The following is a 20,172-nucleotide window of genomic DNA, read 5'->3' on the forward strand; positions in this document are numbered from 1 at the left end:
GAAAAGTCATTTCGGCTTCCCGGCACCGTTCTTCACCAGCCAAAGCGTATCGACCGTGAAGGAGAAAAGCAAAAGACCAAGTGCCGCTGCCGCCGCAAGGCTGCTCAACGGCTGGACCATGAGAGGCGTCAGGCAGACCAGCAGCACGGCTATCTGAACCACGCAGATCACTCGCCTGCGCTGGCTGAACGGCAGTTCGGCGTTGAGCCAGGGCCATACCCAGCCGGCAGCGACGAAGACATAACGCGCCAGCCCTATCGCCAGGACCCAGACCTCAGCCTTGCCGCTCTGCCACGCGAGCAGCGCCATGATTCCCATCATCAGGGTGTCGAAATTGATGTCGAGATGCTGGCCGTACCTGCTGGCCATCCGGCTGCGCCTCGCAATCCAGCCGTCCACACCATCCAGCACCAGCGCCAGCAAGGCTGCGGCGGAGGCTGCCCACAGGGTCCCGGTGTCAAGACCTGTCACGACTGGCACGGTGCCGCCGAGCAGGCTCGCCACCATGCCGCGCGCCAGGGTGATCCGGTTCGCCGACCCGAAATGTGCATGGGGAGCATGCTTGTCCAGATGGATCAGGCTCAGGACGGCGACCAGGGCGTAGCAGACCGCCACGTAGCCGGTATAGATTTCAGGCAGCCCGCCATGTCCCGCCAGCATCGATGCGGCGCCGATCGTCACCAGCCCTCCGACCACCGTATGCACGGTAACGCTGATCGTCAGTCTGGATGCTGGCGTCGTCGATCCTATGCGACTTCGGAGAGGGCGGTCGGGCAGGCGGTAAGTCATTGCAGATAGCTGGTGTGCAAAACGGATGGGTAAAGGGCATATGCCCTGTCGAAACAGGCGTGCAGGACTTACCTTTTAAGGAGGGCTGTGAAAATCTTGAGAAGGGGATATCTGTCATTGCCGCAAATGATGACCAGCGAATGCCCCGGCTCCCCTTCCCCGCAACCGCCCGACCCGGATACGGTCTGGCGTGCCATACTCGACATCCGTCATGGCGGATCGGCGCCTGCCGATATTCCTGCGCTCACCCATCCTTTGCTCAAGTTGACTCCGGAACGGGATCGGACCGGACCCTGGCAAAGCGCCCGGCCGCTCGATGCCGCGGGAAGTTTCCTGTGCGATCTCTATCTGCCGCTCTGCGCCGCTGCGTCAGGCCGCAGCTATGCCGTGGCGCATCTCGGGCAGAGCCTCGACGGGCGCATTGCGACCCTGTGCGGCGCTTCGCAATGGGTCACGGGTCCGGAGGACATCGTCCATAACCACCGGATGAGGGCCTTGTCCGATGCGGTGCTGGTCGGGGCCGGCACGGTCCGGCACGACGATCCCAAGCTGACGGTGCGTCACTGCGCCGGCGACAATCCCGCGCGGGTCGTCGTGGATACCAATCGCCGGCTGGAGAGCGGCTATGGCGTCTTCTGCGACGGCGCCGCTCCAAGCCTGCTGCTGTGCGCCGAGGATCTGGCCCGTCCTGCCGAACGTGTGGGCGATGCCGAAGTAATCGGCCTGCCGCGCCTTGGGCAAGGGCTTGACCCGGCAAGCATTCTGACGCTGCTGAAAGAACGCGGCTTGCGCTTCGTCTTCATCGAGGGCGGCGGCGTCACCGTGTCGCGCTTCCTCCAGGCCGGCTGCCTGGACCGGCTTCAGGTCACCGTGGCGCCCCTGATCCTGGGCTCGGGAAGACCCAGCTTCACCCTGCCGGAAATCGACACCATCGACGGCGGCCTGCGACCCCGTTCCCGGCACTTCGTCCTGGGGTCGGACATCCTGTTCGATTGCGCTCTCCGTGACTGACGGCGATATCGAACTCCGGGCGACGGCATTCTGGACCGTCGTCCCCGGCCGTGGCGAACTGCGGAGGTCCGTCCTCTCGTCTCCCGGTCCCGGCGACGTGCTGGTACGGGCGCTGGTCAGCGCCGTCAGCCGGGGAACCGAAAGCCTCGTGTTCCAGGGCCGGGTGCCGCCCGAGCTTGCCGGCACCATGCGCTGCCCCTTCCAGGAAGGCGATTTCCCCGCACCCGTGAAGTACGGCTACTGCATGGTGGGCGAGGTGCAGGCAGGTCCGGAGCACCTGATTGGTCGGCGCGTCTTCTGCCTCCACCCTCACCAGGACCTGTTCGTCGTACCCGCCGATATGGCGGTTCCGATCCCCGAAGCGGTCCCGACCGACCGGGCGGCGCTGGCCGCCAACATGGAGACGGCGGTCAACATCCTGTGGGACGCCCTGCCCCCGGTCGGCGCCCGCATCGTGGTGATCGGGGCTGGGGTCGTCGGCTGCCTGACCGCATGGCTGGCCGGGCGCGTGCCGGGAGCGCGGGTCGAACTGATCGACGTCAACCCAGCCCGCAAGGCCGTCGCCGATGCCCTTGGGGTCCGATTCGCCCTCTCTGAGGAGGCGACGGGCGACTGCGACATAGTGATCCACACCAGCGGCAACCCGGCCGGCCTGACGACGGCGCTGGCGCTTGCCGGATTCGAGGCGACCATCGTGGAGGCGAGTTGGTACGGCACCCGCCCGGTGGCGGCTCCGCTCGGTGCGGCCTTCCATCCGCGCCGTCTACGGCTGGTTTCCAGCCAGGTCGGTTCGGTGGCGCCATCGATGCGGTCGCGCTGGAGCTACCGGGACCGGCTGGGTCTTGCACTTGATCTGCTTGAGGATTCCCGCCTTGATATCCTCTTGACCGGCTCGTCAATGTTTGCTGACCTAACGGATGTTTTTCCCCGGTTGACGCTGCATCCGGGCGATGAGCTTTGCCATTTGATCCGCTACCATCGGGCATGAGACCTGACATAACCGATTGAAGAAACACGGAGGACTTGCCCGATGTACAGCCTGACAGTGCGCGACCACATCATGATCGCGCATAGCTTCAAGGGCGCCGTATTCGGCCCAGCCCAGAAGCTTCACGGCGCGACGTTCATCTGCGACCTGGAAATGCGCCGCAGGAGCCTGGATGCCGATGGGCTGATCGTCGATATAGGCATGGCGTCGGCGCTGCTGTCGGAGGTGCTGAAGCCGCTGAACTACCGTAACCTGGACGAGGTTCCGGAACTTACCGGATCCAACACCACGACCGAGTTCCTGTGCGGCGAGATCCACCGCCGCCTGAGTGCCCGGATCATGGACGGTGCGCTGGGAGAAGGTGGCAAGGAACTCGACAGCCTGAAGATCACGCTGCACGAATCCCACCTTGCCTGGGCGACCTACGAGGCCCCGCTTACCCCGGTGGAAGCTGGGAAATGAGCGCCGAACTCCATCTGGTCCTTCCAGGAGCGCTGGATCAGAAAACCGGCGGTTATCTCTACGATGCGCGCATCGTCGCCGGGTTGCGGGCTCGCGGCATCCAGGTCCATGTCCATTCGCTCCCCGGCACTTATCCGCTGGTCGATCAGGAAGCGATCTTCGAGGCCGACCGCGTCCTGGCCGGACTGCCGGACGGCGCCCTTGTCGTGATCGACGGTCTAGCGCTGCCGGGCGTCGCCGGCAGCCTGATGGTCGAGAACCACCGTCTGCGCCTCGTGGCGCTCGTCCATCACCCCCTCTCCCTCGAACTTGGGCTGAGCGAGGCCCAGGCACGCACGCTCAAGCTGATCGAGCAGGGCAGTCTGGCGCGGGTCCAGCGGATCGTCGTAACCAGCCCCGCGACGGCGGAGACGCTGCTCGCCGACTTCCACGTGACTAGGAGCAGGCTGGGCATCGTGGAACCCGGCACCGACCGGCCGGAAGCGCCGGCAGCGGGCTCGGGCACGGATGAATTGAACCTCCTTTGCGTCGCTACCGTCACCCCGCGCAAGGGTCATCTGATCCTGGTGGAAGCCCTAAGCCGATTGACCGATCTGCCCTGGAGGCTGATCTGCATCGGCAGCATCACCCGTGATCCCGTTGCGACCGCCGCTGTCCAGGATGCGATAGCGCGTCATGGGCTGACCGGCAGGATCGCTCTGATGGACGAGATCGAACCGGCGGCTCTTCAGAGCCAGTATCATGCCGCCGACGTCTTCGTGCTGCCGTCCTACTACGAGGGTTACGGCATGGCGCTGGCCGAGGCCTTGTCCCACGGGCTGCCGATCGTCAGCTCGAATGCCGGCGCCATTCCGACGACGGTCCCGGCCGATGCCGGCGTCCTCGTCCCACCCGGCGACGCCGCCGCCCTGGCTGCCGCCCTGCGCCGGTTGCTGACAGATGCAGGTTTGCGGTCCAGCCTGACGGCAGCCGCCAGGGCTGCCGCTTCGGCGCTGCCGACCTGGGAAGACGCGGCCGACAGGTTCGCCGCCGAACTGGCCGGGCTCGAGCCGGCTTTGCGCAGGTCCCTTGCCAGGGCGTGACGACGACGGCGGGGCCATGGGCGCCAGCGGCGGCTTCGATCCCGGCTGGCTCCGGCTTCGCTCTGCCTTCGATGATCCGGCGCGGGTCGAGCGTCTGACCAAGCTTTTTGCCGGCTCGCTGCCTGAAAATCCCCGCCTGCTCGATCTGGCCGCCGGAACCGGCGCCAATCTTCGCTATCTGGCACCCCGCCTTGGGCGCGCCGGTCAGCGCTGGGTGCTTGCCGACCATGACCGGGTGCTTCTGGAAGCGGCTGGCGGGGAAGTGGCGCGCTGGCGGCAGCAAGCCTCCGCCCTTCCTTTCGAGTGGGAATGCCGGCAGGTTGACCTTGTGCGCGATCTCGACGCTCTTGACCCGGCTGCCTTCGACGGCATCGTTTCCACGGCTCTCTTCGATCTCGTCTCAGCCGACTGGGCCGAACGGTTCGTCCACTGGCTGGCGCAGGCTCCAAGGCCCGTCCTGTTTACCCTCAGCGTCGACGGCCGGCTGGCATGGGCGCCGGAAGATCCGGCCGATGACGAAATACGCGGCTGGATCGAAGCTCATCAGGCGACCGACAAGGGTTTTGGACCCGGCCTTGGCCGCCATGCTCCATCGTTGCTCGCCGGGCTGCTGGCGGAACGCGGATTCGACGTCTTCACCGCCGAGAGCGACTGGAATATTGGCCCCGCCGATACCGCCATGCACGGCGCTCTGCTCGAGGGCTATCGGAACGCGGCGCTGGAGATCGCACCGCCGGACCGTGCCGACACCATCGAAGCCTGGACGCAGAGCCGGCTGAAAGACGCGGCACAGAGTGGATTGACTGCACTGGTCGGGCATGTCGATATTTTTGCACGCCCGCGCTGAAAGTCTTTGACAGCATAAGCTCCGGCACAGTATCTAGCGGCTCCGCGCTGCCCAGGTGGCGGAATTGGTAGACGCGCAGGTTTCAGGTACCTGTGGCCGAAAGGTCGTGGAAGTTCGAGTCTTCTCCTGGGCACCATCCTCTCTGAAGGATCCGTGGGGTTTTCCCACGATCCCGGCGCCCCATGTACCCTCCTGGCACCGTTTTTCCGGTGCCGGTTCTCAACAGGAGGATGACATGGCCAAGGCTGTCTGGAATGGTAAGGTTATCGCCGAAAGCGACCGCTTCGAACTGGTCGAAGGCAACGTCTACTTTCCAGCCGATACCATCAAACGCGATTATTTCCAGCCATCGAATACGACTACGGTGTGTCCCTGGAAGGGCACGGCGCATTACCATTCGATAAGCGTCGATGGCGTCGAAAACCGCGATGCCGCGTGGTACTATCCCGATCCGAAAGAGGCGGCTGCCGCGATCAAGGACCATGTCGCGTTCTGGCGCGGAGTCGAGGTTCAGCGCTGAGCCTTCCCGGATTTACATGCCGGGAACCAGACAGGGGTAATAATGACGCCGGGCAAGAAAATTCTGCTGGTCGATGACGATGTGGCATTGCGCCAGTCCCTGGCCGAGCAACTCCAACTGCTCGAGGAATTCGAAACGGTCGAGGCGGGCGACGCTTCGGCCGCTCTTGCCATCGTCCGCCAGAATTATTTCGACGCGATACTGCTGGACGTCGGACTGCCCGACATGGACGGCAGGGAGTTGTGCCGGGTCATGCGGCGCGAAGGCGTGCGAAGCCCCATCATCATGCTGACGGCGGCCGGCAGCGATAGCGACGCGATCCTGGGACTGGACAGCGGCGCCAACGACTACGTGACCAAGCCGTTCCGCCTGAGCCTGCTGCTGGCCCGCCTGCGAGCCCAGTTGCGCCAGTTCGAACAGAGCGAGGATGCCGTCTTCGCCATCGGCCCCTATACGTTTCGCCCAAGCGTGAAGCTTCTGATGACCGAGACCGGCAATAAGAAGATAAGGCTGACCGAGAAGGAAACGGCGATCCTCAAATATCTCTACCGTGCCGGTGAGAAGGTCGTCGGTCGCGATACGCTGCTGGGCGAGGTCTGGGGCTACAATGCTGGCGTCACGACCCATACGCTGGAAACCCACGTCTACCGCCTGCGCCAGAAGATCGAGCGGGATCCGTCGAATGCCGAGATCCTTGTGACCGAGCCGGGCGGCTACCGGCTAGTGCCCTGATTTCCCTGCCTCGAGGTGAGGTGTAATCAAGAAATACAGGCCGGTCTGTATCAAGTGATCGTGTCGGTCAGTATTACAAATTTTTAAGAATTCGCGACTCGATTTCAAAAGTCTTCCTTCCGCTCCCCACTTGGTTATGATGCCGCGTCTCGTGAGGCCATGCCCTTGGGGAGTATCTTCCCTGTGAACAGCGCTTTTCCAGCCTTAGTCATGCCGACCGTGGCACCCGTACAGGAGCCCTTGCTTCTGTCCGTCGTCATCCCCGTCCACAACGAGGCTGACAATGTATTGCCGCTGCTGGCGGAGATCCGGACGGCGCTGGCCGAAACAGGCGACTACGAGGTCATCTTCGTCGACGATTGCAGCGATGACGGAACGGCGGGACGTCTCGCTCTGGAGCGGGGCATCGCGGCATCCGGTTCCGGAGCGGCCGTACGTGTCCTGCGTCACGCCAGCCGATCGGGCCAGAGCACCGCGGTCTGGACGGGCGTACGCGCGGCGCGCGGCGTCTGGATCGCGACGCTCGACGGCGACGGACAGAACGATCCGGCCGATATCCCGAACCTGCTGAACCGTGCCTTCGCCGATGGCGGACCGGAACTGGTCGGCGGGTTGCGCCGCAAGCGGCGCGACGTTTGGTCGAAGCGGGCCGCGACGAAGATCGCCAACGGATTGCGCCAGAAGGTCCTGAGCGACGGCTGCATCGATACGGGGTGCGGCATCAAGGTGTTCCGGCGCGACGCCTTCCTGGCGCTGCCCTTCTTCGGCGCCATGCACCGTTTCCTGCCGGCGCTGTTCCAGATCCACGGCTACCGTGTCGACTATGTCGAGGTCAATCACCGTCCACGCCGCCGTGGCGTGTCGAAATACGACAACCTCGGCCGTGCGGTCATCGGCATCGTCGATCTCTTGGGCGTTTTATGGTTGAAGCGTCGTACCCGCTTGCCGGCCGCCATCATCGAAGACGGCATCGAACAGGCTCACTGAGCGGAATGGGTGGAGCAATGCTTTCCGTCTGGACGGCGATCGGGTTCCTGGGGCAGGCGCTTTTCTCCATGCGCTTCCTGATCCAGTGGATCCAAAGCGAGCGGATCAAGCGCAGCATCGTGCCGGAAGCCTTCTGGTATTTCAGCGTCGCCGGCGGCGTCACGCTGCTGGCCTACGCGATCTACCGCCAAGACCCCGTCTTCATCCTGGGACAGGCTTTGGGTCTGGTGATCTACGCCCGCAACATCTGGCTGATCCGGCGCAACAGGCGCGAGAAGGCGGATACCATTCCCGAAGTCGGAAGCGCATCGCCATCGTGAGGGCGCTGATCAGCGATACCGCCGGCCGGTCCATTACTTGGCCCAAGCGCACAGCTCTGGCCGTTGCCCTTGCCGCTCTCTGCCTTCTGCTCTTCCTGCCCGGCTTCTTCAGCCTGCCGCCGATGGACCGGGACGAAGCGCGCTTCGCGCAGGCGACGCGCCAGATGCTGGAGAGCAGGGACTTCGTCGATATCCGCTTCCAGGGCGAAGCGCGTCACAAGAAGCCGGTCGGCATCTACTGGATGCAGTCGGCGGCGGTGACGCTGGCGGGAGGGCCGGAGCAGACCGCCATCTGGGCATACCGGCTGCCGTCCCTGATCGGCGCCACCGTTGCCGTGCTGCTGACCTTCTGGGTCGGCAGCAGCCTGTTCGGACCGGTAGCAGGGTTCATCGGCGCCGTCATGCTGGCCGGTACCGTCCTTCTGGGGGTGGAAGCGCGTACGGCCAAGACCGACGCGGCTCTGTTCGCGACGATCCTCGCCGCCCAGGGGGTGCTGGCTAGCATTTGGCTGCGCCGGGATATGCGGGACGGCCTGGGGCTGGGTTCGGTCCTGCTGTTCTGGACCGCGCTGGGCGTCGGCATCCTGCTGAAGGGGCCGATCATCCTGCTGGTCACCGGCGGCACCGTCCTTTGGTTGTCGGTGGCGCAGCGCGGGATAGGCTGGCTGGCGCCGCTTCGGCCCAAGCTGGGGCTGTCGGTGATGCTGGCTCTCGTGGCGCCGTGGCTGATCCTGATCACGATCAAGACCAACGGCTCCTTCTTCGCCGAATCGGTCGGTCACGACATGATGGCCAAGGTGGCGGGAGGGCAGGAGTCCAAGGGCTTTCCGCCCGGCTACTATACCCTGCTGTTTCCCGTCACCTTCTGGCCCTGGTCGCTGCTGGCGCTGCCAGCGTTCCCATGGGTGTGGAACAACCGGCGCGATCCAGCGGTGCTGTTCTGCCTCGCCTGGATCGTACCGAGCTGGCTGGTGTTCGAGGCGGTGCCGACCAAGCTGTTCCATTACATCCTGCCGACCTATGCGGCGTTCGCTCTGCTGACGGCACGGGCTGTCCTGGACGGCTTCGGCAAGGCGCGGCCCTGGTTGACAGGGACGGCGAACGCGCTGTTCGCGGTGACAGCCCTGACGCTGACCGGCGCCATGGCAGCCTTGCCGATCATGGTCGAGAAGCGTTTCGACCCACTGTCGATCCTGCTGGCGCTGGTCACGCTGGCGGTGCTGGCCTACGGCGTCGTCCTGTACCGAAGGGAGTGGCTGCGGCGTTCGGTAGCCGCGCTGACGGCGGGTGCGTTCGGACTCTATCTCCTGGCGTTCCAGGTTGTGTTCCCGCAACTGGAGACCATCTGGCTCAGCCCCCGCATTGCGGAGGCGGTAGAGCGGGTGCGGCCCTGTCCCGACAGCGTGCTCGTGTCCGCCGGTTTCACCGAACCCAGCCTCGTCTTCCTGACCGGCACGGGTACCGTGTTGACGGGGGATGGTGCTGCGGCGGCCAAGGCTTTGGCAGGAGATGCCTGCGCCCTGGCTCTGGTCGACCAGAGGCAGAACCAAGCCTTTCTCGATCAGGCCGTAGTGGATAACATTCAGCCAGTACCGACTGCAACAATCAGTGGTTTCAATTACTCTCGTGGAAGGAGTTTGGTGCTGTCACTCTATCGCCGTTAAAGCGTAACTTTCCTCTAACCTTTACCGCGTATTGATTGCTCCTATCGATAGCGGAGGTGAGTTCCTTCGCTTCCATGTCCGATTATCGGCAACAATTGGGTCGCAATGCACAGCCGGTTTTCCGCAGACTTGCCGCTGGCGCGGTATTCGGTCTGGTGCCTTCTCCTCCTGCTGCCGGGCCATGTTTTCCTAAGTTATCTAGACCGTGCCGTCTACGACCTGATCCAGGGGGCGGAACCGCACGTATTCTTGTTCTTCCGTGCCGTGACGGAACTCGGCGACAGCAAGTGGACGCTCGTTCCTACCGGTATCCTTGGCCTCCTGCTTGTTCTTGCAGGGCGGTATGGCTTTTCCGGCCACCGTCCTGCCGCCGTGTCTAACTGGCTGGCTTCAGCGTCGTTCTTCGTGTTCTGCTCGGTCGCCCTGTCAGGCATAGTGGTGAACGTCATCAAGGTCGTGGTCGGGAGAGCGCGGCCGAAGCTGATCGACCAGAACGGCCTCACTGGCTTCGAACCGTTCACTTTCGACGGCGCTCTTCATTCTTTTCCCTCGGGACACACCAATACGATCTTCGCCCTGGCGCTTGCTGTCTCGCTGCTGGTCCCGCAGTGGCGCGGCGGTCTGCTGGCCATGGCGAGCGTCGTCGGCTTCAGCCGGATCGCGGTAGGGGCCCATTTCCTGACCGACGTGATCGCGGGCGCCGCTCTGGCCGTGCCGACGACGGTGTGGCTGCGCCGGCGTTTTGCCGACAACGGACTGGTCTTTACGAAGGGTGGGATGGATGGGTACGCTCTGCTCTGGCCGGGACGGCTGATTCCGATCGCTGTCGCCCGCTTCGTCCGGAAACGGGTAGTGCCGATCGGCGAACCGGCGCCGCGAAGGATCGGGCCGGCGTGACGATGACAAAAAAGCGGCTCCGTGGGCCAATGCCTGACGGAGCCGCCGAGTTGCTTTACATGGAGGAACCGCACCACAGATGCGATACCCTTGTTATAGGCTTTTTTGGTTAACGTGAGCTTAAGGTTAACAAGAAAAATGCGAGCCTTTACTTTTTCCGGCAAGGCCTTCAGCTCTGCTTGCCGCGTCCCGTCTTGTTCTGGAGCTCGTCGATGCGCCGCGAGGCATCCGCCTTGTTGAGCGACGGATCGAACTCTTCCTTCGCCTCTTCGCTCAGCGTCTTGAGGTACGAAGCCTGGGCTCCGGTCATTGGTTCGTCGCCGGTGGTCCATTCCGACGGGTCCTTCTCCGTGTTGGACGGGGTGCCGTCGTCCGGAGACTTCGGGTCCGCCGCGTTGTCGTGGTCGTTCCTGGCGCTGGCCATGGTCGATCGCTCCTGTCAGTACATGTCTAGCATATCAACAGGCTAGTGTTGTTCTTGTTTCGTTGCTATCTGGAATTTTTCTCGACTCCGCACCAACCCCCCGCCAAATTAGAGCCCATGTGCGCAAAATATAACGAACGGCCAGCCCTTTGAGGCCGCCGGCTTCCGCAGACTTCACCGTCCGGTTCTGGGGCGTCCGAGGCAGCATACCGGCGCCCGGTCCCGAGACGATGAGATATGGTGGCAATACGACCTGCATCGAAGTGAGGTGTGGCGGACACCTGATGATCTTCGACGCGGGCACGGGCATCCGGGCGTTCGGCAGCCAGTTGGCGGGTGAGGCGCCGGTCGATCTCGACCTGTTCTTCACCCACACCCATTTCGACCATGTCGCTGGCCTGCCGTTCTTCGTCCCGGCCTTCGACCCTCGCAACCGGCTGCGCCTGTGGGCGGGTCACCTGTCGCCGCCGCAGACGATCCAGTCCGTGCTGTGCGACATGATGATAGCGCCCCTGTTCCCGGTGCCTCTCTCCGCCTTCTACGGCTCCTGCACGTTCAACGACTTCCAGTGCGGCGCCGTGCTGCAACCGCGTCCTGATATCCGGATCGTAACCGGACCCCTCAACCACCCGAATGGCTGCTGTGGCTACCGGGTGGAGTTCGGCGGGCGGGTGCTGGCGATCGTGACCGACACCGAGCACTTGGCCGAAGGCCATGACGACGCCGTGCTGGAATTGGCGCGCGGGGCCGACGTCATGGTCTACGACGGCATGTACACGGACGCGGCCTATCCCAAGCATGTCGGTTGGGGCCATTCCACATGGCAGCAGGGCTGCCGGGTGGCCGAGGCTGCCGGGGTAGGGCGGGCGGTGATCTTCCACCACGAACCCAACCACGACGACGTAATCATGGACGGCATCGCCGTGGCGGCGGAGGAGATGAGGCCCGGAACGCTGGTGGCGTTCGAGGGGATGGTGCTGGAACTCTGACCGGAGGCTTCCTCACCGATAGGGGTCGGCGGCATCGCGCAGGCCGTCGCCGAGGAAGTTGAAGGCAAGGACCACGACGATCACCGGCACCACCGGCAGCATCAGCCAGGGGTACAGAGCCACGACGTTGATGTTCTGCGCCTCGTTCAGCAGGACGCCCCAGCTCGTGATGGGGGGGCGCAAGCCCAGGCCCAGGAACGACAGCGCCGTCTCCCCCAGGATCATGCCGGGGATCGACAGCGTCGCGGAGGCGATCAGGTGGCTCATGAAGCTGGGCAGCAGGTGGCGGCCGATGATGCGCCGGGGGCTGGCGCCCATCAGCTGGGCGGCCGTGCAGAAGTCTTCCTCCCGCAGGGCCAGCAGCTTTGAACGTACCGCGCGGGCGAGGCCGGTCCAGTCGAGCAGGCCCAGGATCAGCGTGATCCCGAAATAGATCAGGATCGGGCTCCAGGTGACGGGCAGGGCGGCGGACAAGGCCATCCAGAGCGGCAGTTCCGGAAAGGAGCGCAGCACTTCGATGAAGCGCTGGGTCACGTTGTCGATCCAGCCGCCATAGTAGCCGGCGACGCCGCCGATCACGATGCCGAGGACGAAGCTGATCGTGATGCCGATCAGGCCGACGGTCAGCGAGATCCGAGTGCCGTAGAGGATGCGGCTCAGCATGTCGCGGCCCAGCCGGTCGGTGCCGAGCAGGAACAGGGTGCCGCCCTCCGACGGACACATCAGATGAAGACTGGCAGGGATCATTCCCCAGAAATCGTAGCCATCGCCCCGGCAGAAGAACCGGATGGGCTGAACGTCCGTCCTGTCCACCGTATAGACTCGCTGGAGCGTGTCCATGTCGAGCCGGTAGTCGAAGCCGTAGACGAAGGGTCCGACGAAACTGCCCTCGTGGAACAGGTGGACCGACTGGGGCGGGGCGTAGATGTGGTGGATGTGCCGGCTGTCCAGCGCGTAAGGCGACAGGAACTCCGATATCAGGATCGTAAAATACATGACCGCCAGGACCACGCCGGACACGACGGCGAGGCGATGGCGCTTCAGCTTCCACCACATCATCCGCCATTGGGACGCCATGTAGTAGCGTTCCTGCTCCGGCGACATGTGTTCGACCGCATAGGGGTCGAACGGTGCGGTGGAGACGTAGTGGTCGAGCCGGTCGGCGGTCATCGGTTGGCTCCCCCTTCAAGCCGGATGCGGGGGTCGAGCATCGCCAGCGCCACGTCGGACAGGAACACGCCGACGACCGTCAGCAGCGCCAGGAACATCAGGAACGATCCGGCCAGATACATGTCCTGACTGCGCAGCGCGTCCAGCAGCATCGGTCCCGTCGTCGGCAGCGACAGCACGATGGAGACTACGGCGGCCCCGGAAACGATCTGCGGCAGCAAATTGCCGATGTCGGAGATGAAGGGGTTGATCGCCATCCGGAGCGGATATTTCCAGAGCACCCGGGCGGGCGACAATCCCTTGGCCCTTGCGGTCACGACATACTGCTTGTGCAGTTCGTCCAGCAGGTTGGCGCGCAGCCGCCGGATCATGCCGGCGGTGCCGCTGGTGCCGATCACGATCACCGGAATCCAGAGGTGCTCCAGCACCGAAACCATCTTTCCCCAGCTCCAAGGCGCATCCATGTAGACAGGGTCCATCAAGCCGCCGATGGATGTCCCGAACATCACGTTGGCAAAGTAGAGCAGCACCAGCGCCAGCAGGAAGTTGGGCGTGGCCAATCCTAAGAACCCCAGGAAGGTCAGCCCGTAGTCGCCGAGGCTGTACTGGTGGGTCGCCGAGTAGATCCCGATCGGGAACGAGACCACCCAGATGAAGATGATGGTGGCGAAGGACACGACGATGGTCAGCAGCATCCGGTCGCCGACCACGTCGGCCACCGGCCTGTTGTATTCGAACGAGTAGCCGTAGTCGCCGGTCAGCATGCCGCCGAGCCAGACGAAATACTGCTCGATCATCGGCTTGTCCAAGCCGTAGGTCTCGCGCAGGAACTGGAGCCTGCTCTGGTCGATCGCCTCGCCCCGGCTTTCAAGCTCCGTCACCAGCGTCGTCAGGTAGTCGCCCGGCGGTAACTGGATGATGACGAAGGTGATGGCGCTGATCGCGAGCAGGGTAGGGATCATCACCATGATCCGTCGCACGAAGAAGCCCAGCATGGTGATCGGTCGTCCCTTCCTAAACCTGAGCAATCAGCTCTTTCGAGCGAACCAGAACGTATCGGGCCGGTAGATGCCGAAATGCGCTCCCGGGTCCCAGCTGAAGATGCCCTCGTCCGGCACGTTGCGCAGCGTGGAGCGGACGACGACCGGCTGGAGCGTGCCGTTGATCAGCCCGATGGTGAAGACGTTGTCGGCATGGATGGCGAGGATGCGGTGCCAGGCATCGGCGCGGGCCGCCGTGTCCTTGGCCGTCCGCCATTCCGTCATCAGGTCCATCAGCTCCATCGGCTGAGGCATGTCGGGTTTTTCGCCGGCCGTGCCGCCGGTCTGGTAGAACTGGCCCCATTTCGGCCATTCGTACTGGTTCTGGTCCATCGGCACGAACTCGGTCGGCGCCATGTCCGCTGTCGGGATGCCGTTATCGACGCCCTTGGCGATGGCCATCATGGTCTGGCCTGCGTAGATGCGGTTGCGCAGCACCTCGAGCTGGGACGGCTTGGTGAACAGCTTGACCCCGATCTTGCGCCAGCTGTCTGCGATCAGTTCGAGCACGTCGACTTCCTCGGTGCTCTCCCCGGCCGTCTCGACGATGATTTCCATCGGGCGGCCGTCGGGCAGCAGCCGGACGTTCTCCGAACCGCGCTTGGTCAAGCCTATTTCGTCCAGCAGCCGGTTGGCCTGCGCCACGTCGTAGTTGGTCCAGGCCTTCTGGTATTCCGGCTTGAACAGGGGAGAGCGGGGCAGGACCGTATTGTTGGAAGCTTGGGCAAGCCCGTAGTAGATCACCTCGTTCAACTCGTCCCGGTCGATGGCGAGGGACAAAGCCCGGCGCAGCCGGACGTCGCGGAACAGCTTCCGCCATTCCGGGTCGGCTATGTTCATGTTGGGGAAGAGCGCCAGATGGGCGCCGCTGCCGACTTTCCAAAGATCGACCTTGTAGTCGTTCCGCTTCGCCGCCTGCTTCAGGAAGGTGTAGTTGTCGAAGCGGATATAGCGGGCCTGAAGATCGGCCTCCCCGGCGCCGGCCTTGGCCGGGATGATCTTGCTGTCCGCGATCTGCACCAGGATGCGGTCGATATAAGGAAGCTGGTGCCCCGCCTCGTCGATGCGGTGGTAGAAGGGATTGCGGACGAAGACGAACCGCTCGGCGGGGGCCGCCGTCGTATTGACCCAGGGCTGGAGCGTCGGCATATCGGGGTTGTCGTTGTCGTAGGCGTTGTCCATGCGGTTATGGAGATGCGCCCAGCTCTTCTGTCCCGCTTCCTTGACGCGCGCCTTCAGCTCCGCCGCCTCGGCGTATTTCACGTGAAACTTTTTCAGGTAGGCCGAAGGGCCGAAGATCTCCAGGGGGCGGGCCGCCGCCAGGGCCGGCAGGAAGACCGGGTTCGGCTCCTTCCAGGTGTAGCGGACGGTCGTCTCGTCCAGGACCTCGAACTTGGGCGGTTCGCCGCCGGACAGCATCTCTGGCGGCGGGGTGAAGGGCGGCAGGTCGGGGTTCAGGATGACGTCTTCCCACCAGTAGCGGAAATCTTCCGCCGTGAAGGGGGAGCCGTCGGACCAGCGGTGCCCGGGCCGCAGGTGGAGGGTGAAGACCTTGTTGTCCTCGGCCTCGACGGACTTGAGGATATCCGCCTCAAGGTTGAGGTCCGTGTTGTATGCGACCAATCTGGCATAGGAGTACGCGAAGAGAATGCGTACGTCCTTGGCCCGCGACATCATCATGGTCAAGTCGCCGCCGGGCTGTCCGGGTTTTCCGCTATCGTCATCGAACGTCACTAAATGTGGTTCGGACGGTATCCGCTGATCTACCGGGGGCAGTTTGCCGCTGGCGACTTTTTCAGCCAGAAAGGGAGTTTCCAGGGCGGCAAAGGAAGGCGATGCTGCCGGCAGGCCGAACAGGAGGACGAGCAGGAGAGTGGGAAACCAAGCGCGGATGCGGGTCATGAAGCCAGCTCCAGCAATGCGGGGTGGGCCTTGGCGCGCACGAGATGACCGTTGCCCAGATCGATCATGCCGGGATGATTGTCGCCGTCGATCGTGAAGGGGGGAGCCCAGGCGCCGGGATCGGATGCGCGGCCCTCCCTCAGCAGGGCCAGATCGAGCCGGGCATTGGGATCGGGGTCGGGGACCGCCGTCAGCAGGGCGCGGGTATAGGGATGGACCGGATTTCGGAACAGGGCGGCACGGGGCGCTATTTCCACGATCCGGCCCCGGCACATCACCATGATCCGGTCGGCGATATAGTCGACCACGGCGAGGTTGTGGGAGATGAAGAGATAGGTCAGCCCCAGCTTGTCCTTCAGGTCCTTCAGCAGGTTGAGGATCTGGGCCTGGATCGAGACGTCGAGGGCGGACACCGGCTCGTCGCAGATCAGCAGGTCGGGCCGCAGCGCCAAGGCGCGGGCGATGCCGATACGCTGGCGCTGGCCACCCGAGAAGCTGTGCGGATAGCGCTTCAGGTGCCTGACATCCAATCCCACGAGGTTCATCAGCTCCTTGACCAGCGCCCGGCGGTGCTCCGCGTCTCCGATATCGTGGATGATCAGGGGTTCGGCGACGATGTCGTACACCGTCATGCGCGGGTTCAGCGAACTGAACGGGTCCTGGAAGATGAATTGCAGGTTGCGGCGGAACTTGATCAGCTTGTCGCCTTCCAGGCCCAGCACGTCAACCGTGCTGCCCCGGTCGTTGAACAGGATGGAACCGGTATCGGGCGTCAGCGCCCGCATCAGGATCTTCGACAGCGTAGTCTTGCCGCAGCCGGACTCGCCGACCAGCCCCAGGCATTCGCCCCGGCGGATCTCGAAGCTGACATCGTCGACGGCCAGCACGCCGCCGCCGGCGGGCTTGCGGCTGAACCAGCCGGACTTGCGCGTTTCGAACCGCTTGGTGATGTTGCCGACGCTCAGCAGCGGGCCGGCGGCGTCGGCACCTGCCGGCCAGGGCTCGGAAGTAGCATCCAGCATCTTGCCGCCAGCCGACTTGATCTCCCGGATCGGCACCAGCCTTTCGCCGGGATGCATGTGGAATCGCGGCACGGCGCGCAGCAGGGCCTTCAGATAAGGATGGCGCGGCTCCGCGAAGATGTCGCGCATCTCGCCGGCTTCCATCACCTCGCCCCGGTACATCACGACGACTTCCTCGGCGACGTTGGCGACGACGCCGAGATCATGGGTGATCATCAGCACGGCCATGCCGAGTTCGCCCTGAAGGTCGGCCAGCAGCTTCAGGATCTGCGCCTGGATGGTGACATCGAGGGCGGTGGTCGGCTCGTCCGCGACCAGCAGCGAGGGGCGGCAAATCAGCGCCATCGCGATCATCGCGCGCTGGCGGAGACCGCCGGACAGTTCGAAGGGATAGGTGTCCACCGCGCGCTTCGGGTCGGGGAAACCTACCAGCCGCAGCATGTCCACGGTCAATTCGCGCGCCTGGGCGCTGTCGACGTCGCGGTGGAGCATGACCGCTTCGCCGACCTGGTTGCCCACCGTATGGAGCGGCGACAGCGAAGTCATCGGCTCCTGGAAGATGATCGAGATGTTGCCGCCCCGGATCGACCGCATCTTGCCGCTTTCCGGGTCGAGCTTGGCGATGTCGATGGTCTTCGGGAACTCCGGGTCGGAGAACAGGATCTCGCCCTTCGTGATCCGGGCCGGGCGGGGCAGGATGCCCATGATGGCCTGCGCCACCACCGACTTGCCCGATCCGGACTCTCCCACCAAGGCTACGGTGCTGCCCGGCCGGACCCGGAATGAGATGCCGCGCACCGCCCGGATGACACCTTCGGCGACGCGGAATTCAACATGCAGATCGCGGACGTTCAGCAGATCGGTCATTGGGCCTCTGTGGTGGAAGTCTCGCGGGTTGAGAATGATCCGGCGGTAGAACCATGGGGAAAGCCGGTGGGTTCGCTTTCCACGTCGATCCCGATTGCCAGGAAGTTGCTGACGGTCGTGTCAGTCATGCCGATCCCCTTGCCTCTGGCGACGCCGGCCACCCGCTCGGCGATCTCGTCGAAGCCGTCGAGCGTGGATTCGATCCTGACCGTTTCGCCGGCGCCTGTTCCCTTCAGTCTGAGCTGCATCCAGCCTAACCCGCGGTCTCTACGAGTCGAATAATAGTTTAATCGTACCTGAGCCAAATGTTCCCACGGAATCGAACCCCCGAGCGGACCGCGGGCATAAATGCCGGTATTGTCCATTTCAATGACGGTCATGTGACGCTGGGCCGTCCGTGCCGCGAATAGTACGAACAATCCGGCGGCTACAGCCAGCGGCAGTGCCACCCAGGGACTTAGGGGCAGCAGGAGTGGTGGAAGTCCGGTCAATACAAGACCGGCGGTGGCGCGGGCGTAATCTCCCAGCAACGGACCGGAGGGATAGCGGTAGCGGGTCAAGACTGGCTCCCGAAGATATCGCGGGCATTCCGCCAGCAAGCGGCGGGATGCCGGGAGATGGCGGCGGCGTAGGCGGCCAGGAAGTGGTCGCAGTCCGCGTCATGGACGAGGTGGTGGGTCAGGAGGCCGGTCGGCTCAAGCGGATCGGCGGCACCGTTCCGCCGGGCAGCGAGATGGCGGACCGTGGCGGCGATGACCGCATCCGTCCCGGCGAACCCTCCGCCGCCGTGCCAGTCCATGATATCGACATGGGTGTTGATCTGGCACAGACCCGGCGCGGGGTGGGACTGGGCGCGCGGCGTGAAGGTGGACAGGCCGGTGTAGCCGAGGCCGGGAAGCCGACCGATCAGGTCGGGTGAAATCCGGTTCCACGGCGGGACGAGGACGGGAAGGGGGTCGAAAGGAGCCAGCAGGTCCCATCCGGTCCTGAGATCGCCAACGACGCGCGGGACGGGGCGGGCGGCGCCGAGTTCGGCCTTCTTGGCCGGCGCCGTCTCGTGGTTGGTGTGGGACAGCCCGTGCTGAAGGACGGCGGCCTCCGGCCAGTCGCGCAGTTCGGCGGCCAGTTCAGGTGTCGCTCCGGCGGGGATGACGGCCAGGGCTATCGGAGTGCCGGCGCTGAGGCCGCGCAGCCGGTCGAGTGCAGGGGTGGGGGCGGCGGCATCGTCGTCGCGCCACCAGAAATCGGCGGTCCGGCCTTCCGTACACCAGCGGTCCAGTTCAAGGGTCAAGGCATCCCAGGCGTCGTTCACGACGCGGCCTCGATCAGCAGGCGAGCGGTGGCGGCGGCACCATCCAGCGCAGGCGTGAAGGGGGGAGGGGGAGGCGCTTCGAGCGCGCGGGCGATGGCGGCGCCGAGGGTTTCGGCGGTCAGCCCGGCTTCGTCCGCGACGTGGAGCAGGCCGCGCGCCTCGAACAGGCGAGCGCGGTCGGTCTGTTCGGTCTCGTTGCCCGCCGCGAAAGGAACGACGACGGCGCGGCAGCGGGCCTGGAGGATGTCCATCAGCGTGTTGTAGCCGGCTTGGCTGATCGACAGCGTGCAGCGGGCCAGCAGGTCGGGGAAATCGGGGCGAGCCCGTTCCACGATGACGCCATCGGGTGCGGCTGTGCAAAGAGCCTGGAACTCGGTCTCGTGGATGTCGGGGCCGGCGAGCAGGCGCCAGCGGATGTCGGCGAGCGCCGTCAGCGGGCGGGCATCGATCGCGGCGCGCAGTAGGGGGAGCCCGACGGCTCCCCCCCCGACCGAGACGACGACTTCGCCATGGCCGTCGCCGTGCGGTTCTGCGGGTTTGCGGGTCGGGGCGACGTAGCCGGTGTAGCGGATCAGGTCGCGGATGGTGTTCGCCGGCGGAAACGTGGCCTCGAACGGCACCAGTTCGGGATCGCCGTGGACCAGCACGAGATCGAGATGACGGCGGGCGATCTCGGCCATTTCGGCTTCGCGCGCCGGGTTGTCCTTGGCGACCAGGATGTCGCGGACCGATGCGGCCATGAGGGGACGGGACGGCCTCTTGCCCAAGCGATCCAGCAGGGGGAGGAGTTCGAAGCGGAACTGGCGGCGGCCGAAGGGGTAGGTTTCCAGCAGCAGGAGATCGGGGCTGATCTCATCGGCCAGCGCCAGCAGGGCGGTGCGGCGGTGTTCCTTCCAAGCGTCGTCGAGCGGGCGGCCGCCTTCGGTTACCAGGAGCTTGAAGCTTTTGTCGGCGGCACGGGCGGGGGGGAGTTGCACGACGCGAACATCGCCATAACTGACACCGCCGACGGGGAAACCGCCGGAGGCCACCGTAACGTCCAGCCCGGCATCGGCCATCGCACGGGCGATTAGGGCCGCCCGGCGGACATGGCCGATGCCGAGGAGATGCTGGACCCAGATCAGGGCCTTCATGAGGATAGCCGCGC

At 64.6% G+C, this 20,172-nt stretch carries 21 protein-coding genes and 1 tRNA gene; 13 read left to right on the forward strand and 9 right to left on the reverse strand.

Annotated features, from left to right (window positions below; translation table 11 throughout):
* Nucleotides 1-6 precede the first annotated feature (6 nt).
* Nucleotides 7-681: a CDP-alcohol phosphatidyltransferase family protein gene (locus N826_RS10645; protein WP_169789320.1), complete on the reverse strand. Its 675-nt coding sequence runs from the start codon at nucleotides 679-681 to the stop codon at nucleotides 7-9.
* A 234-nt stretch (nucleotides 682-915) separates the two neighbouring features.
* Here N826_RS10645 and N826_RS10650 point away from each other — a divergent pair, with 234 nt between their 5' ends.
* The 12 genes from N826_RS10650 (at nucleotide 916) to N826_RS39865 (ending at nucleotide 10,299) form a co-directional block, all read left to right on the forward strand.
* Nucleotides 916-1,800 (forward strand): RibD family protein, encoded by an 885-nt coding sequence (locus N826_RS10650; RefSeq protein WP_244619499.1) that lies wholly within the window; start codon nucleotides 916-918, stop codon nucleotides 1,798-1,800.
* On the forward strand, nucleotides 1,793-2,788 hold the full coding sequence (locus N826_RS10655) for a zinc-dependent alcohol dehydrogenase (protein WP_211099250.1): 996 nt from the start codon (nucleotides 1,793-1,795) through the stop codon (nucleotides 2,786-2,788). Before N826_RS10650 ends, N826_RS10655 begins: the two co-directional genes overlap by 8 nt.
* A gap of 42 nt (nucleotides 2,789-2,830) precedes the next feature.
* A complete protein-coding gene (locus N826_RS10660; protein WP_044428409.1) occupies nucleotides 2,831-3,250 on the forward strand; it encodes a 6-pyruvoyl trahydropterin synthase family protein in 420 nt (139 codons plus the stop codon).
* Complete coding sequence (locus N826_RS10665; RefSeq protein ID WP_044428412.1) at nucleotides 3,247-4,332, forward strand: glycosyltransferase family 4 protein; 1,086 nt, start codon at nucleotides 3,247-3,249, stop codon at nucleotides 4,330-4,332. The genes N826_RS10660 and N826_RS10665 overlap by 4 nt, the downstream gene beginning before the upstream one ends.
* Entirely contained in the window at nucleotides 4,319-5,179 is an 861-nt protein-coding gene (locus N826_RS10670) for a class I SAM-dependent methyltransferase (protein WP_147040347.1), read from the forward strand. Before N826_RS10665 ends, N826_RS10670 begins: the two co-directional genes overlap by 14 nt.
* A gap of 49 nt (nucleotides 5,180-5,228) precedes the next feature.
* A tRNA-Leu gene (locus tag N826_RS10675) sits at nucleotides 5,229-5,315 on the forward strand.
* A gap of 99 nt (nucleotides 5,316-5,414) precedes the next feature.
* Nucleotides 5,415-5,699, forward strand: coding sequence for a DUF427 domain-containing protein (locus N826_RS10680; protein ID WP_044428417.1), 285 nt, complete (start codon nucleotides 5,415-5,417; stop codon nucleotides 5,697-5,699).
* Nucleotides 5,700-5,741: 42 nt separating this feature from the next.
* On the forward strand, nucleotides 5,742-6,431 hold the full coding sequence (locus N826_RS10685) for a response regulator transcription factor (protein WP_044428419.1): 690 nt from the start codon (nucleotides 5,742-5,744) through the stop codon (nucleotides 6,429-6,431).
* Nucleotides 6,432-6,671: 240 nt separating this feature from the next.
* A complete protein-coding gene (locus N826_RS10690; protein WP_308518233.1) occupies nucleotides 6,672-7,418 on the forward strand; it encodes a glycosyltransferase in 747 nt (248 codons plus the stop codon).
* A gap of 17 nt (nucleotides 7,419-7,435) precedes the next feature.
* On the forward strand, nucleotides 7,436-7,738 hold the full coding sequence (locus tag N826_RS10695) for a lipid-A-disaccharide synthase N-terminal domain-containing protein (RefSeq protein WP_084720644.1): 303 nt from the start codon (nucleotides 7,436-7,438) through the stop codon (nucleotides 7,736-7,738).
* On the forward strand, nucleotides 7,735-9,402 hold the full coding sequence (locus N826_RS10700; RefSeq protein WP_244619485.1) for an ArnT family glycosyltransferase: 1,668 nt from the start codon (nucleotides 7,735-7,737) through the stop codon (nucleotides 9,400-9,402). The genes N826_RS10695 and N826_RS10700 overlap by 4 nt, the downstream gene beginning before the upstream one ends.
* A gap of 129 nt (nucleotides 9,403-9,531) precedes the next feature.
* Nucleotides 9,532-10,299 carry a phosphatase PAP2 family protein gene (locus tag N826_RS39865; RefSeq protein WP_169789321.1) on the forward strand — a complete coding sequence of 256 codons (768 nt, stop codon included), beginning with the start codon at nucleotides 9,532-9,534 and terminating at the stop codon, nucleotides 10,297-10,299.
* A gap of 169 nt (nucleotides 10,300-10,468) precedes the next feature.
* Here N826_RS39865 and N826_RS10710 read toward each other — a convergent pair whose 3' ends face one another.
* Nucleotides 10,469-10,723, reverse strand: a complete 255-nt coding sequence (locus N826_RS10710; protein WP_044428428.1) for a DUF3072 domain-containing protein — start codon at nucleotides 10,721-10,723, stop codon at nucleotides 10,469-10,471.
* A gap of 149 nt (nucleotides 10,724-10,872) precedes the next feature.
* Between N826_RS10710 and N826_RS10715 the strand changes: the two genes are divergently transcribed.
* Nucleotides 10,873-11,712 carry an MBL fold metallo-hydrolase gene (locus N826_RS10715; RefSeq protein WP_044428430.1) on the forward strand — a complete coding sequence of 280 codons (840 nt, stop codon included), beginning with the start codon at nucleotides 10,873-10,875 and terminating at the stop codon, nucleotides 11,710-11,712.
* Between the two features lie 12 nt (nucleotides 11,713-11,724).
* On the opposite strand, the gene N826_RS10720 is transcribed toward N826_RS10715, so the two are convergent.
* The 7 genes from N826_RS10720 to N826_RS10750 are packed head-to-tail and all read right to left on the reverse strand — an operon-like array spanning nucleotide 11,725 to nucleotide 20,158.
* Nucleotides 11,725-12,882: an ABC transporter permease gene (locus N826_RS10720; protein ID WP_044428433.1), complete on the reverse strand. Its 1,158-nt coding sequence runs from the start codon at nucleotides 12,880-12,882 to the stop codon at nucleotides 11,725-11,727.
* Nucleotides 12,879-13,910 carry an ABC transporter permease gene (locus N826_RS10725; protein ID WP_345769875.1) on the reverse strand — a complete coding sequence of 344 codons (1,032 nt, stop codon included), beginning with the start codon at nucleotides 13,908-13,910 and terminating at the stop codon, nucleotides 12,879-12,881. Before N826_RS10725 ends, N826_RS10720 begins: the two co-directional genes overlap by 4 nt.
* Nucleotides 13,911-15,824 (reverse strand): ABC transporter substrate-binding protein, encoded by a 1,914-nt coding sequence (locus N826_RS10730; RefSeq protein ID WP_052831020.1) that lies wholly within the window; start codon nucleotides 15,822-15,824, stop codon nucleotides 13,911-13,913. It lies immediately after the preceding gene.
* Nucleotides 15,821-17,713 carry an ABC transporter ATP-binding protein gene (locus tag N826_RS10735; RefSeq protein WP_044428435.1) on the reverse strand — a complete coding sequence of 631 codons (1,893 nt, stop codon included), beginning with the start codon at nucleotides 17,711-17,713 and terminating at the stop codon, nucleotides 15,821-15,823. Before N826_RS10735 ends, N826_RS10730 begins: the two co-directional genes overlap by 4 nt.
* Nucleotides 17,710-18,273 carry a hypothetical protein gene (locus N826_RS41625; RefSeq protein WP_186818076.1) on the reverse strand — a complete coding sequence of 188 codons (564 nt, stop codon included), beginning with the start codon at nucleotides 18,271-18,273 and terminating at the stop codon, nucleotides 17,710-17,712. The genes N826_RS10735 and N826_RS41625 overlap by 4 nt, the downstream gene beginning before the upstream one ends.
* The gene (locus N826_RS10745; protein WP_044428438.1) at nucleotides 18,270-19,025 is read right to left on the reverse strand and encodes a polysaccharide deacetylase family protein; all 756 of its coding nucleotides are present in this window, start codon (nucleotides 19,023-19,025) and stop codon (nucleotides 18,270-18,272) included. Before N826_RS10745 ends, N826_RS41625 begins: the two co-directional genes overlap by 4 nt.
* Complete coding sequence (locus N826_RS10750) at nucleotides 19,022-20,158, reverse strand: glycosyltransferase family protein (RefSeq protein ID WP_044428440.1); 1,137 nt, start codon at nucleotides 20,156-20,158, stop codon at nucleotides 19,022-19,024. Before N826_RS10750 ends, N826_RS10745 begins: the two co-directional genes overlap by 4 nt.
* Nucleotides 20,159-20,172 lie beyond the last annotated feature (14 nt).

This window comes from Skermanella aerolata KACC 11604, from assembly GCF_000936425.1.
Lineage (GTDB): Bacteria > Pseudomonadota > Alphaproteobacteria > Azospirillales > Azospirillaceae > Skermanella > Skermanella aerolata.

Excerpts from the sequence above, each read along its gene's own strand:
- N826_RS10650 (WP_244619499.1), top strand. The coding sequence starts at position 916 with ATGATGACCAGCGAATGCCCCGGCTCCCCTTCCCCGCAACCGCCCGAC.
- N826_RS10695 (WP_084720644.1), top strand. The coding sequence starts at position 7,436 with ATGCTTTCCGTCTGGACGGCGATCGGGTTCCTGGGGCAGGCGCTTTTC.
- N826_RS10665 (WP_044428412.1), top strand. The coding sequence starts at position 3,247 with ATGAGCGCCGAACTCCATCTGGTCCTTCCAGGAGCGCTGGATCAGAAA.
- N826_RS10660 (WP_044428409.1), top strand. The coding sequence starts at position 2,831 with ATGTACAGCCTGACAGTGCGCGACCACATCATGATCGCGCATAGCTTC.
- N826_RS10685 (WP_044428419.1), top strand. The coding sequence starts at position 5,742 with ATGACGCCGGGCAAGAAAATTCTGCTGGTCGATGACGATGTGGCATTG.
- N826_RS10720 (WP_044428433.1), bottom strand. The coding sequence starts at position 12,882 with ATGACCGCCGACCGGCTCGACCACTACGTCTCCACCGCACCGTTCGAC.
- N826_RS10735 (WP_044428435.1), bottom strand. The coding sequence starts at position 17,713 with ATGACCGATCTGCTGAACGTCCGCGATCTGCATGTTGAATTCCGCGTC.
- N826_RS10750 (WP_044428440.1), bottom strand. The coding sequence starts at position 20,158 with ATGAAGGCCCTGATCTGGGTCCAGCATCTCCTCGGCATCGGCCATGTC.
- N826_RS10680 (WP_044428417.1), top strand. The coding sequence starts at position 5,415 with ATGGCCAAGGCTGTCTGGAATGGTAAGGTTATCGCCGAAAGCGACCGC.
- N826_RS10710 (WP_044428428.1), bottom strand. The coding sequence starts at position 10,723 with ATGGCCAGCGCCAGGAACGACCACGACAACGCGGCGGACCCGAAGTCT.
- N826_RS10730 (WP_052831020.1), bottom strand. The coding sequence starts at position 15,824 with ATGACCCGCATCCGCGCTTGGTTTCCCACTCTCCTGCTCGTCCTCCTG.